Here is a 12,760-nt window from a genome sequence, read left to right as displayed (position 1 = left end):
GCATGTCGCGACGATAGCGGCGATGCGCACGCCTCTGCAAATCCGCGTCGGCGCGTGTCGTCACAGACGCTCGAGGAGCGCGCGCTCCTCGCTGCGGAGGAGACCGGCCGCACGCGTGCGATCCACGCCACGGACGCGCTCATCGATCAGCACGCGCTCCAGCGTGACGTGGAGGGGACGCGCGGTGCCCCCCACGGCGCGGTATCGGCGATCGTCGCGCGTAGCGAACCCGGGGAGATCGGCGGGAAGCCAGAGCGGGAGCGAGCGCGGTCCCGCCCAGTACGAGACCCCCTCGGCAACGAGCCACTCAGCCGGCGCCGAGACGAGATCGCCCGTGTGGCCCGCCACAGTCCGCGCTCCCTGCAGCACGTCCGCGAGCGGCAGGGACGGGCCGACGGCGTTGACGGGTCCGGACAGTCGCCGCTCCCCCGCCGTCACGATGAACTCCGCGAGGTCGTCGACATCGATCGTCTGTGCGAACAGTCCCTCCGTCTCGGGCACCAGAACCGGCTCCGCCCCCGCGGCGGCGAAGCGCGCCGGCCAGTATCCGAACCGATCGGTGGGATCGCCCGGGCCCACGATCAGTCCGGGCCGGATGATCGCCGAGGTCAGCCCGGCCGCCGCCACCGCGGCCTCGGCGGCCGCCTTCGCTCCCGCGTAATCCGCGTCCGCACCGTGGTCGGAGGCGACCGGGGTGGCCACTGCGGCTGTCTCGTCGGCACCCGGGGTCTCGTTGTCGGCGTACACCGAGACGCTCGACACGTACGTCCAGTGCGCCGAGCGCGGTGCCAGGGCAGCCAGCGCCGCGCGCACGTGGCCGGGCCGCGACGAGATGTCGATGACGTCGTCCCAGCGCTCTGCCGCGACGGCGGCGTAGGCGTCGGGGCGGGAACGGTCGGCGGCGACGAGGGTCGCGCCCGCCGGCGCCGGTCGGGAACCGCGCGCGAGGCAGACGACCTCGGCGCCCCGCTCCGTCCATCGCCGGGCGACGCGACCACTCAACCATCCGGTGCCGCCGAGGATGAGGATTCTCCGCATCTGCTCAGCACAGCAGGAGATCCGCGCTGACGCCAGGCCGTCCGCTCATGGCGGACGCCGAGAAGCGCCACCCTCAGCGCGTCGGGAACGCCTTGATCCGCTGGAGCAGTTCCGGGGCGCCACGATCGAAGATGCGACCCCCGATGGCCACCCCGGCGGCGCTCCCGCCGACGCCGACGACGAGCGACACGGCGAGGGCCGCCCAGCCGAACGCGCCGTTGCCGGTGGCCGCAGACAGGACGGCCAGCACGAGGGAGGGAAGGGCGAGGACGAAGATCGCGGCCATCACGACGAAGACGAGGAGGCCGCTGACGAACGTCTGCCCGGGGACCGTCTTGAAGGGGCTGTCACCGGGAGCGGCCACGGGGGTCACGAGGAGCGCCGAGGACACGGCGGCGACGGCGTACCCTGCCAGCAGCAGGCCGAGCGATGCCCCGAGGGTCGCGGGCAGGCGTTCCGGGGCTCCCGCCAGCTGAGTCGTGAGAACGGCCAGGACCACGACGATCGGGACGCCCACGCTGGCAGCACCCAGGAGCCTCCCCCAGCGGTCGTCCCGGCCGCGGATGCCGGAGGCGAGCACCGAGGCGAAGGCGGTGCCGTCATAGGAGATGTCGCTGTACGTCGCGATCGCCAGGACCAGGGCGACGATCACGCTGGAAACGATGAAGGGCGAGTCGGTCACCCCTCCCGTCAGCCCCAGCAGGAGCGGGAGGAGCGGGACGACGATCAGCTGCCGAAGATACCGGGGATCGCGCAGCCACGCGGTGAGCGAACGGGCCCACGTCGCGCCGATGGGAGTGGCGGGGAAGCGACCGAACAGCCCGAGCGAGCCGGGCCGTACGGCGCGCGAGGTGGAGCGCACCGGAGTCGTGACCGCCGCGTCGAGCGAGCGCGCCCACACCAGCCACAGCACGACGAGCGTCGCTGACGCCACGGCGAAACGGGCCAGAGCCGACAGGGGCATGCCTGCGGCGACGTCGGCCGGCACCGCCCACGCGGCGCCGAGCGGGGTCCAGGACAGGATCGCTGCGACCGCCTGCAGCCGCGGCCAGAGATCGGCGGTGCGGTCCAGCAGCGCGACGATGCCCGAGAGGATCGGCCCGGTCATGATGACCACCGCGAGGACGAGCGTTCCCACGATCTCGCGTCCCTTGCGGTTGCTGCCCAGCCCGGACGACAAGGACCCCACGAGTCGGGCCGCCACGACGCAGGTCATCGCGGCCAGCGCCCCCATCGGCACCGCGACGACTGCGGCCATCGGTGTCCGCAGGTAGACGAGCGATGCGAGCACCGCGGCGAGGGTCGTCGCCAGTCCCGGAACGCCCGAGACGCCCGCCGCTGCCAGTGCGAGCATCGTGTCACGGCGTGTCAGGGGGAAGGGCGCCAGCCGCGCCGGATCGACGGTCGCATCGAGACCGGCGACCACGAGCGGACCGATGACCCAGCCCAGGAGCAGCGCCGAGCCGCCCACGACGGTGATGACGCCTCCGGTCCCCTCCGGCTGAGTGAGGGCGAGCACGACGGCACCCACCGCAAGGAGGCCGAGGGCCGACACCGCCCCCAGGATCCCGAAGCAGAACCCGACGAGCTGCCACGGCCGGCGGGAGAGGTCGTTCGCGAGGATGCGGTACCGCAGCCTCAGGACTGTCGCAACCACTCGGGCCCCTGTGTGGTGTGACGACCGCCGACCAGTGAGATGAAGCGGTCCTGGAGACTCGAGTCCCCGCGCACCTGGTCGGTGGTGCCGGCCGCCAGCACGCGGCCTCCGGCGATGACTGCGACGTGATCGCACATGCGCTGGACGAGATCCATCGAGTGACTCGAGACGATGACGCTCCCGCCCGACGCGGTGTAGCCACGCAGGATGTCCTCGATGTTGGCGGCCGAGACCGGATCGACGGACTCGAACGGCTCGTCGAGCACGAGCAGCCGCGGCGCGTGGACGAGCGCGCACGCGAGGGCGATCTTCTTCGTCATCCCGGCGGAGTAGTCGGCCACGATCGTCCCGGCGGCCTCGCGCAGATCCATCATCGCGATGAGGTCGGCCACGCGCGGGGCGATCTCGGCTCGCGGCAGCCCGAACATCATCGCGGTGTACGTGATGAGCTGCTCGCCGGTGAGGCGGTCGAACAGGCGCACCCCGTCGGCGAGGTTGCCGATCATCCGCTTCGCGGTCGTGGGGTCTGCCCAGACGTCGACGCCGTGGACCCAGATCCTTCCCGTGTCAGGTCGGAGGAGCCCGGTGGCCATGGACAGCGTCGTCGTCTTTCCGGCTCCGTTCGGTCCGACCAGTCCGTAGAACGACCCTGCCGGTACCTCGAGGTCGATGCCGTCAACGGCGACCTTGGCCCCGAAGCGCTTGCTCAGACCCTCGATCCGCAGTGCCGGCGCGGGCCGGTCGTGATTCGTTGCGTCCTCGCTCATCTCCCCCAGCTTAGGCGTTCGCGTTCACGGGCCCGTGTCGGCCGCCGATGGCAGGGTGGTGTCATGCTCCGCACCCTCGCCGTCGCCGGTTACCGCTCCCTGCGAGACGTCGTCGTGCCACTGCACCCTCTCACCGTCGTCACCGGCCCCAACGGATCGGGCAAGTCCAACCTGTACCGCGCCCTGCGCCTGTTGGCGTCGGCCGGAAGTGGTGATGTGGTGGGAGCGCTGGCCCGCGAGGGCGGGCTCCCCTCGGTTTTGTGGGCGGGTCCGGAAGACGGTGGCTCCCAGGGCACAGTCCGGCGCCGGCCGGTCGCGGTGCAGCTGGGCGTCGCCGCGGACGAGCTCGGCTACCTCATCGATCTGGGGATCCCCCAGACCGACCAGCGGAGCGCGTTCGCGCGCGATCCGGAGATCAAACGGGAGCAGGTCTTCGCGGGAGCGGTGGCCAAGCCGTCCACCGTCCTCATCGACCGTTCCCGGGCCCACGTACGGGTCCGCGAGGACGGGTGGCGGAGCCTCGCCCAGTCGCTCGAGTCGTCGGCGACGATGCTGACCGAGTTGGCCGATGGCGACACGGCGCCGGAGCTGCTGACACTTCGTCGGACACTGACCTCGTGGCGGTTCTACGACCAGTTCCGCACCGACGCCGATGCGCCCGCGCGCCGTCCTCAGATCGGGACGCGTTCACATCTGCTGGGCCACGACGGGGCGAACCTGGCGGCGGTGTGGGCGACGATCACCGAAGCGGGAGAGGGAGAAGGTCTTGCTCGGGCGGTCGACGACGCCTTCCCCGGCGCATCGGTGGAGATCCACGCCGACGACGGAGTCTTCCGGATCGGCCTGCGCCAGCCCGGGCTCCTGCGGCGGCTCGATGCCGGCGAGCTGTCGGACGGAACCCTGCGCTATCTGCTGCTGTGCGCGGCGCTGCTGCCGGCACGACCCGCACCGCTGGTCGTTCTGAACGAGCCGGAGGCAAGTCTTCACGCCTCTCTCCTGGCTCCGCTCGCCGAGCTCATCCAGCGCGCCGCCACGCGGACGCAAGTGATCGTCGTGTCGCACGCCGCGGCCCTGGTCGAGGCTCTGCCCGATGCGGCGCGGGTGAGCTTGCGCTCATCCGCCGACGGCACAGCGATCGAGGGTCAGGGGTTCCTCGACGTGCCCGCCTGGAACTGGGGCACTCGGTGAGCGACTCGCCGACTCCCGGACGCGGGTGAGTCGGCGGCGCGCCGCCCTCACTCGCGAAGCGTCGCGCCGAATCGCTCCCGCGCCGCAGCGACCCCGGCGAGCTTCGCCGTCGTCGCCTCGGCAGCGGTGAGGGTACGATCGGGCGCCCGGAACCGGAGGGCGAACGTGAGGCTCTTCGCCCCCTCGGGAAGGCCCGCTCCGCGGTAGTCGTCGACGAGATCGATCGCCTCCAGCAGCTCGCCGGCACCATCGACGATCGCGCGCTCGACCTCGGCCGCCGTGACGGCGACGTCCACGACGAGCGAGACGTCCTGTGTGGCGGCGGGATAGGCCGAGAGGGCCGTCGCGACGACGCGTCCGCGCGCGGTGTCCAGCACACGATCGAGATCCAGCTCGGCGACCAGGACGCGCCCGGGCAGGTCTGCCTCCGCCGAGATCGACGGCAACAGCTCTCCCACGTAGCCCACCTCGACCTCGCCGGCCAGCACCTTTCCGGCACGCCCGGGGTGCAGGGCGGCGCGCGTGGTCTGGACGATGTCGAGCGACAAGCCTGCGGCCGCCCCGATGGCGCGGACGGCATCCACCGCGTCGGCGAGGTCGAAGGCGACAGCCGGCTGCCCCGGCTGCTTGGCGACGCGATCACCCACGAGGAGCACCGCGACGTGGCGCGGCTGCGGCGGGATGGCCGCATCGAGCATCGAGAGCGTCGCGGCATCCGGGCGCACCGCGGGCGGAGGCACGACATCCGTGCCGTACCGGACGCCCGGCGCCGGGATGAACACCGTGCCGATCTCGAACAGCGCCAGGTCGGTCAGCCCGCGAGCGACATTGCGGTGTGCGACCTGCAGGAGCCCCGGCACCAGCGTGCGGCGGAGGAACGGCGCCTGTCCGTCGAGCGGATTGGCGAGCTTGACGCTCGGCAGATGCGCGCCGTCTGCCGATCCGTGGAGGTCGTTCTGCTCCTCGGTCGTGAACCCGAACGACGGCGTCTCCACGAGCCCCGCCGCCGCCAGCGCGTTGGCGACTCGACGCCGCCCCGCCTGCGACGGCGTGAATCCGCGACCCGAGGGCGGGAGCGGCAGGACGGAGGGGATGCGGTCGTATCCGGTGATCCGCGCGACCTCCTCGACGAGCGTCCACTTGTCGGTCAGGTCCGGACGCCACGTCGGCGGGATGACCGACCAGCTGCCGGCGTCATCGCTCGACACCTCACACCCGATCGTCTCCAGCGCCGCCACGACTTCGGCGTCGGTGTACGCAACCCCGATGAGACGCGCCGCGAAGTCGCGCGGAAGATCGATCGACGCCGCGAAGACCTCCGCGAACAGTGCCCCGCCGACGGGGTCGAGGGTTCCGCTCGCGTACTCGACCATGAGGTCGGCGACCCTCCGGGCAGCGACGAACGGGACGAGCGGATCGACACCGCGTTCGAAGCGCTTGGACGCCTCCGAGGGGAGCTTGTGCCGACGCGCGGTCCGCGCGATCGTGACCGGGTCGAACACGGCGGCCTCGATCAGCACGTTGCGCGTGGCGCCCGTCATCTCCGTGCTCGCCCCGCCCATCACCCCCGCCAGACCGATCGGGCCCGAGTCATCGGTGATCAGCAGATCCTCCGGGTCGAGCGCGCGGTCCTTTCCGTCGAGGGTCACCAGATGCTCGCCCGCGGCAGCACGCCGGACGGTGATGCCCCCGCTCAGGCGGTCGAGGTCATACCCGTGGATGGGGTTTCCGAGTTCCAGCATCACGTAGTTGGTGATGTCGATGAGGATGCCGAGCGGGCGGATGCCGGCGAGGGTGAGACGGGCGACCATCCAGGCCGGGGTGGGCTTGGTCGGATCGACGTCGCGCACCACCCGGACCACGAACTCGCTCGCACCGACGCGTCCCCGCAACGGCGCGTCGTCGACGACGGACACGTCGAAGCCCGACGTGGGCTGCTCCAGCGACTCGAACGGCCGATCGGCGGGGTCACGGAACGTCGCTCCCGTCGCGTGGGAGTACTCCCGGGCGATACCGCGCAGGCTCAGGGCGTAGCCACGGTCGGGGGTGACATTGACCTCGACGGCGACGTCATCGAGCCCGAGCAGAGCGATCGCGTCGGTGCCCACTTCGGGGTCCAGTCCGAGCTCGACCAGACGCAGGATGCCGCTGTGCTCCTCACCGAGACCGAGTTCCTTCGCCGAGGCGATCATGCCGTCGGAGACGTGACCGTAGGTCTTCCGGGCGGCGATCGGGAACGGCCCCGGAAGCACCGCGCCCGGCAGGGTCACGACGACCTTGTCGCCGGGGAAGAAGTTGCCGGCACCGCAGACGATGCCCCGCACTCCCCCGTGCGCCTCGCCGACATCGACCTGGCACCAGCGGATGGTCTTGCCGTTGGACTGGGGTTCTTCGACGAACTCCTGCACCTGACCGACGACGATCGGTCCGGTCAGCGAGAAGCCGTGGACGTCCTCCTCTTCGAAGCCGACGGAGACGAGCGATGCCAGCACATCGTCGGGGGTCGCCCCCCCGGCGACGTCGACGTACTCGCGAAGCCACGACAGCGGGACGCGCATCAGACCACCATTCCGAACTGCTCACTGAACCGGACATCGCCTTCGGCCATGTCGCGCATGTCTTTGACGTCCGAGCGGAACATCAGCGTCCGCTCGATCCCCATCCCGAAGGCGAAGCCGGAGTACTCCTCCGGGTCGATGCCCGCGGCGCGCAGCACGTTGGGGTTGATCATCCCGCAGCCTCCCCATTCGATCCAGCGGGCACCGCCCTTGAAGGTGGGGTGCCAGAGGTCGAGCTCGGCGGACGGCTCGGTGAACGGGAAGTAGTTGGCGCGCAGTCGTGTCTTGGCCTCCGCGCCGAACAGTGCGCGGGCGACGTGATCGAGCGTGCCGCGCAGATGCGCCATCGTGATGCCCTTGTCGACGACGAGGCCCTCGAACTGGCTGAAGACCGGCAGGTGGGTCGCGTCGAACTCGTCGGTCCGGTAGACGCGCCCCGGCGAGACGATGTAGATGGGAAGGTCTCGGGTCAGCATCGAGCGCATCTGCACGGGGCTCGTCTGCGTCCGCAGCAGGAGATGCGAGGAGACCGGATCGACGTAGAAGGTGTCCTGCATCTGCCGCGCGGGGTGGTCGGCGTCGAGGTTGAGGGCGTCGAAGTTGTACCACTCGTGCTCGAGCTCGGGCCCCTCGGCCACCTCCCATCCCATTCCGACGAAGATGTCGCCGATCTGGTCCTGAAGGAGAGTCAGGGGGTGGCGGGCGCCGATGCGCCCACGATGCGGCAGCGCCGTGATGTCGACGCGCTCGGCCTCCAGGCGCGCGGCCGTCTCCGCCGCCTCCAGCGCCGACTCGCGTGCCGCCACGGCTTGCGCGACGCGGGCACGTGCCTGCCCGACGAGCTTTCCGAACTCCGCCTTGCGGTCGGCGGGGACATGACGCAACTGCGCGTTCAGACGCGCGAGGGGTGAGCCCTCCGCGACGTGCGCGTTGCGTGCGGCTTTCAGATCGGCGGTCGTCGCGGCAGCGTCGATCGCGGCGAGGGCGGCGGCAACCGCGCTCTCGACCGCGTCGGGAGTGATCTCCGGCGAGTCGGGGTGAGGGGCGTCAGACACGAGAGTCGAGTCTACCGGCGGCGTTCCGGCGGTTCGTCTCCCGCCGCCGGGCAGCGGGCGCTATCGACCGCTGGCGTCGCGCCTGCCCGCACTCCGACGAGCCGACGCGATGTCAGCCGCCGACTGCGCCCCGATCAGCTGCGTGTCCGTCACCTCGTGCGCCGTGACGTCGGCCCTCGTGACACCGGTGGCCCGTGGCGACCGGCGCACGCGCTTCTGCACGAGGTAGGCGAGGTAGCTCAGGGCGAGACACAGCGCCACGTAGATGGTTCCGGCGATCATCGCCGACGGGATCAGCGGCGAGCCGTACTGCGGGTTGCTGCCCAGGAGCTTCGCCGTGTACAGCAGCTCGGGGTAGGTGATGATGAAGCCGAGCGCCGTGTCCTTCAAGGTCACCACGAGCTGGGCGATGATGACCGGCATCATCGCGCGGATGGCCTGCGGCAACAGGATCAGGCGCAAGACCCCGGCCTTGCGCAGGCCGATCGCGTAGCCGGCCTCCTTCTGACCGCGTGGGAGCGACTCGACGCCGGCGCGGATCACCTCCGCGAGGACGGAACCGTTGTATGCGACCAGGGCGATGACCACGGCCCAGTAGCTGCTGACGCGGATGCCGATGACGGGAAGGCCGTAGAAGAGCAGCATCATGAAGATCAGCACCGGCACTGCGCGGAGGATCTCGACGAGGGCGGTGAACGGGACGCGGACCCACGCATGGTCGGAGAGCCGGCCGATCGCCAGCACGAATCCGAGGACGAGTGCTCCGACTGCGGCCGCGGCGAAGGCGGCAAGCGTGGCCAGCGTGGACTGGCCGATCATCTGCCAGACCCGCGTGTAGGTGAAGAGGTTCCACTTCTGGGCGGAGAACTGTCCGGTGTCGAACAGACGCCACACCAGGAACGCGACGGCGGCGACGACGACGAGGACCGTCACGACGCCGATGAGGCGATTGCGTGCGATGGCCCGGGGACCGGGGACGTCGTAGAGGACGGAGCTCATCGTGCGATCCTCCACTTCTTCTCAAGAGTGCGTTGCAGCCAGGCGAGCAGCAAGACCATCACCACGAAGACGACCATGACGAGGAGGATCGTGATCATCTGGTTTTCCCCCTTCTCGCTCATGTTGGCGCGGATGCTCCCGAGGTTCATCACCGAGAACCCGGCGGCCACCGTCGTGTTCTTCAGGAGCGCGATGAGCACGCTCATCATCGGCGGGATCACGGACCGCGCGGCCTGCGGCAGCACGACGTAGCCCATCACCTGGCCGAACCCCATGCCCAGGGCGCGCGCGGCCTCGGCCTGGCCGACCGGAACGGTGTTGATGCCCGAGCGGAGCGTCTCGGCGACATAGGTCGCGGTGTAGATACCGAGGCCGAGGATCGCGAGCAGCAGGAAGCTGCCGCGTGGCACCTCGATGAGGATCGGCACGGCGAAGGCGAAGAAGAACAGGACGAGGGTGAGCGGCGTGTTCCGGATGACGTTGACGTAGACCGCTCCGACGGCGCGCGCGATCGGGATGGGCGATACCCGCATCGCCCCCACGACGAACCCGAGGACGATGGCGATGGCACCGCCCGCGAAGAACAGCACGAGGGTGCCGACCAGCGCCTGCTGCCAGAGGTCGGGGTACGCGAAGATCTGTTCCACGGTGCTCCTGTTCCTGAAGGGGACGGAGGTGGGGACGGCCGAGGCCGCCCCCACCCGGACATCACTCGGCCGGGTCGACCGCCGGCTGGGTGCCCGTAACGCCCGCCGGACCCAGGTTCTTCTCGAAGATCGCGGTCCAGACGTCCCCGCCGTCGGTGAGCATGGCGTTGACGAACTCGACGAACGCGGTGTCGCCCTTGGCCACACCGACGCCGTAGCGCTCCTCGCTGAACGGCTCTCCGACGACCTTGAGGTTGTCGGGGTCGAACGCCGCGTAGCCGATGAGGATCGCCTCATCGGTCGTAACGGCGTCGGCCTGGCCGTTCTTGACCTGCTCGACGCACTCCGAGTACTTGCTCAGCTCCACCGTCTTCGCCGGCGTCTCGTCCTTGATCCGCTGGATCGAGGTCGAGCCCGTCACCGAGCACACGACCGTGTCGGCGGTGAGGTCGTCGACGCCCGTGATCGAGGAGTCCTTGGCGACCAGGAGTCCCTGCCCGGTGACGAAGTACGGGCCGGCGAAGGAGATCTGCTCCTTGCGTGCGTCAGTGATCGAGTAGGTGCCGACGTAGTAGTCGATCTGGCCGTTGATGATCGCCTGCTCGCGGTTGGCGGAGTCGACGACGACGTAGTTGATCTTGTCCTCGTCGTAGCCGAGCGATGCCGCGATCCAGCGAGCGATGTCGATGTCGAAGCCGCTGCGCACGCTCGTGGCCGGGTCGAGGTAACCGAGGTTCGGCTGGTCCTCCTTGACGCCGATGTTCACGCTTCCGCGCGCCTTGATCGCGTCGAAGGTGGGGCTCCCCTCCAGCGACACGTCGGTCGCGACGGTCCAGGGGTTCTCGGTGGTCTCTCCACCCGGCTCGTTGGGTCCCGCGCCCGGCGTGCCGCTGTTGCACGCCGTGAGCGTCAGTGCCGCGATGGCGATTCCGGCCGCGGCGGCCGCGATACGTGTCAGTCGCATGTGATCTCCTCTTTCGTTTCGTGTCGTCCGTAGATCGCCGCGCCGGTGCAGGGCGCGGACGCGTTCAATGCGTGATGAGCTTGGAAAGGAAGTCCTTCGCGCGGTCGCTCTGCGCGTTCGTGAAGAACTGGTCGGGAGCGGCCTCTTCGACGATCTCCCCGTCGGCCATGAACACCACTCGGTCGGCCGCCTTGCGCGCGAAGCCCATCTCGTGAGTGACGACGATCATGGTCATGCCGTCCTGCGCGAGACCGACCATGACGTCGAGGACCTCGTTGATCATCTCGGGGTCGAGGGCGCTGGTGGGCTCGTCGAAGAGCATCACTTTCGGCTTCATGGCCAGTGCGCGGGCGATGGCGACGCGCTGCTGCTGGCCGCCCGACAACTGGGCCGGCAGCTTCTCGGCCTGGTGCCCGACGCCGACGCGATCGAGCAGCTGACGCGCGAGGGTCTCGGCCTCGCCCTTCTTCATCCCCTTGACCTTGATCGGTCCGAGGGTGACGTTCTCGAGGATCGTCAGATGGGAGAAGAGGTTGAACGACTGGAACACCATCCCGACGTCGGCGCGCAGAGCGGCCAGGCCCTTGCCCTCCTTCGGCAGCTCCTTCCCATCGATGCGGATCGTGCCGCTCGTGATGGTCTCGAGCCGATTGATCGTGCGGCAGAGCGTGGACTTGCCCGACCCGGACGGGCCGATCACCACCACCACTTCGCCCCGGTTGACCGTGAGGTCGATGTCTTTCAGGGCGTGGAAATCGCCGTAGTGCTTCTGCACGTGTTCGATGACCACCAGAGGGTCGCCGCGTCGTACTGAGATGTTCGAGGTGGGCGGAGCCGCCCCGTCTGCAGAGCCCGTCATCCGGCCAGCGTATTCGTTTTTCAGCTGGCGTCCAGGATTATCCACAGCAGTCTTCATCCAATCGTGACGCGACGGAACACGCGCGAAACAGCAGCGTCCGCGTGCCGGACGCCGGTGCCGTCGGGTCGTCAGGGAGTCGCGGATCGCTGTGCGAAAGCGCTCTCGTACAGGCACACGCTGGCCGCCGTCGCCAGGTTCAGCGACTCCGCGCGGCCGAAGATCGGGAGGCGCAGGGTGAGGTCGACCAGCGACAGCGCCCGCTCGTCGAGACCGCGGGCCTCGTTCCCGAACAGCCAGGCGGTGGGTGCCCCCAGATCACCGCGATGGGCGAGGAAGTCGCCCCCGCCCACGTCGGCCGCCACGACACGAAGGCCCGCGCTGTGGGCGCGGTCCACCACCTCGCCGACGTCTGCGGCGAGGGCGATCGGCAGGTGGAACAGGGAACCGGTCGTGGCCCGGACGACCTTCGGGTTGTAGGGGTCGACCGTGCGCCCCGTGAGGATCACGGCGTCTGCTCCCGCGGCATCGGCGGCCCGGATGATGGTGCCGAGGTTGCCGGGGTCTCGCACCTCCTCGCAGATCGCGATCAGAGACGGGGCTCCGAGGAAGATGTCCTGGATCGCCGCCGGCGTCTGCCGGGCGACCGCGACGATGCCCTGCGGCGTGACGGTGTCGGCCATCGCGTCGAGTACCGCGTCGGTGGTCTGCTCGACGCGGATGCCGGCGCGCTCGGCCGCGGCCAGCAGCTCGGGGTGTCGGTCACTCGCGCTCGGAGTGGCGAACAACTCGACGATCGACTCGGCGCGGTAGGCCAGGGCTTCTCGGGCCGCCTGCGGTCCTTCCAGGAGGAACAGGCCGGTCTCTTGCCGGGCGCTGCGCTTGGTGAGCTTGGCGACAGCGCGCACGCGCGGGGAACGGGGGTTCTCGAGCACGCTCTCAGTGTAGAGGCGCGTCACCGTCCGCCTCCCCCACGATGCACCGAGAACGACGAGAGGGCGCTCTCACGAGGAGAGCGCCCTCTCGGACGT

11 protein-coding genes are annotated in these 12,760 nt (G+C 70.0%); 1 reads left to right on the top strand and 10 read right to left on the bottom strand.

The annotated features are described in order from the left end of the window. Window positions 1–60 precede the first annotated feature (60 nt). The 3 genes from AVP41_RS08035 to AVP41_RS08025 all read right to left on the bottom strand — a co-directional run bounded on the left by AVP41_RS08035 (window position 61) and on the right by AVP41_RS08025 (window position 3,462). Window positions 61–1,038, bottom strand: coding sequence for an NAD-dependent epimerase/dehydratase family protein (locus AVP41_RS08035; protein WP_067163089.1), 978 nt, complete (start codon window positions 1,036–1,038; stop codon window positions 61–63). Between the two features lie 73 nt (window positions 1,039–1,111). After that, on the bottom strand, window positions 1,112–2,695 hold the full coding sequence (locus AVP41_RS08030) for a hypothetical protein (protein ID WP_067163088.1): 1,584 nt from the start codon (window positions 2,693–2,695) through the stop codon (window positions 1,112–1,114). Beyond that, complete coding sequence (locus AVP41_RS08025; RefSeq protein ID WP_067163086.1) at window positions 2,677–3,462, bottom strand: ABC transporter ATP-binding protein; 786 nt, start codon at window positions 3,460–3,462, stop codon at window positions 2,677–2,679. The genes AVP41_RS08030 and AVP41_RS08025 overlap by 19 nt, the downstream gene beginning before the upstream one ends. Window positions 3,463–3,525: 63 nt before the next feature. Between AVP41_RS08025 and AVP41_RS08020 the strand changes: the two genes are divergently transcribed. After that, on the top strand, window positions 3,526–4,650 hold the full coding sequence (locus AVP41_RS08020; RefSeq protein WP_067163084.1) for an AAA family ATPase: 1,125 nt from the start codon (window positions 3,526–3,528) through the stop codon (window positions 4,648–4,650). A gap of 47 nt (window positions 4,651–4,697) precedes the next feature. Here AVP41_RS08020 and pheT read toward each other — a convergent pair whose 3' ends face one another. From pheT to AVP41_RS07985, 7 genes are all read right to left on the bottom strand, one after another. After that, entirely contained in the window at window positions 4,698–7,208 is a 2,511-nt protein-coding gene (gene pheT / locus AVP41_RS08015; protein ID WP_067163082.1) for a phenylalanine--tRNA ligase subunit beta, read from the bottom strand. Continuing rightward, window positions 7,208–8,263 carry a phenylalanine--tRNA ligase subunit alpha gene (gene pheS / locus AVP41_RS08010; protein WP_067163080.1) on the bottom strand — a complete coding sequence of 352 codons (1,056 nt, stop codon included), beginning with the start codon at window positions 8,261–8,263 and terminating at the stop codon, window positions 7,208–7,210. The genes pheT and pheS overlap by 1 nt, the downstream gene beginning before the upstream one ends. Before the next feature lie 60 nt (window positions 8,264–8,323). Beyond that, complete coding sequence (locus AVP41_RS08005) at window positions 8,324–9,262, bottom strand: amino acid ABC transporter permease (RefSeq protein WP_067163078.1); 939 nt, start codon at window positions 9,260–9,262, stop codon at window positions 8,324–8,326. Further along, window positions 9,259–9,909: an amino acid ABC transporter permease gene (locus tag AVP41_RS08000; protein WP_067163075.1), complete on the bottom strand. Its 651-nt coding sequence runs from the start codon at window positions 9,907–9,909 to the stop codon at window positions 9,259–9,261. The genes AVP41_RS08005 and AVP41_RS08000 overlap by 4 nt, the downstream gene beginning before the upstream one ends. A gap of 61 nt (window positions 9,910–9,970) precedes the next feature. Next, window positions 9,971–10,873, bottom strand: coding sequence for a glutamate ABC transporter substrate-binding protein (locus tag AVP41_RS07995; protein ID WP_067163073.1), 903 nt, complete (start codon window positions 10,871–10,873; stop codon window positions 9,971–9,973). A 64-nt stretch (window positions 10,874–10,937) separates the two neighbouring features. Beyond that, window positions 10,938–11,732 (bottom strand): amino acid ABC transporter ATP-binding protein, encoded by a 795-nt coding sequence (locus tag AVP41_RS07990; RefSeq protein WP_067163071.1) that lies wholly within the window; start codon window positions 11,730–11,732, stop codon window positions 10,938–10,940. 128 nt (window positions 11,733–11,860) lie between these two features. Further along, on the bottom strand, window positions 11,861–12,664 hold the full coding sequence (locus AVP41_RS07985) for a TrmH family RNA methyltransferase (RefSeq protein WP_067163188.1): 804 nt from the start codon (window positions 12,662–12,664) through the stop codon (window positions 11,861–11,863). Between the last annotated feature and the right edge of the window lie 96 nt (window positions 12,665–12,760).

The organism is Microbacterium sp. TNHR37B (genome assembly GCF_001620065.1).
In the GTDB taxonomy this organism is placed as follows: domain Bacteria; phylum Actinomycetota; class Actinomycetes; order Actinomycetales; family Microbacteriaceae; genus Microbacterium.
Note: the sequence above shows the minus strand (reverse complement) of the source record. Positions and strands in the feature narration are given on the sequence as shown.

Coding starts and splice junctions, on each gene's coding strand:
- AVP41_RS08005 (WP_067163078.1), bottom strand. CDS start 9,262: ATGAGCTCCGTCCTCTACGACGTCCCCGGTCCCCGGGCCATCGCACGC.
- AVP41_RS08025 (WP_067163086.1), bottom strand. CDS start 3,462: ATGAGCGAGGACGCAACGAATCACGACCGGCCCGCGCCGGCACTGCGG.
- AVP41_RS08020 (WP_067163084.1), top strand. CDS start 3,526: ATGCTCCGCACCCTCGCCGTCGCCGGTTACCGCTCCCTGCGAGACGTC.
- pheT (WP_067163082.1), bottom strand. CDS start 7,208: ATGCGCGTCCCGCTGTCGTGGCTTCGCGAGTACGTCGACGTCGCCGGG.
- AVP41_RS07990 (WP_067163071.1), bottom strand. CDS start 11,732: ATGACGGGCTCTGCAGACGGGGCGGCTCCGCCCACCTCGAACATCTCA.
- AVP41_RS07995 (WP_067163073.1), bottom strand. CDS start 10,873: ATGCGACTGACACGTATCGCGGCCGCCGCGGCCGGAATCGCCATCGCG.
- AVP41_RS08035 (WP_067163089.1), bottom strand. CDS start 1,038: ATGCGGAGAATCCTCATCCTCGGCGGCACCGGATGGTTGAGTGGTCGC.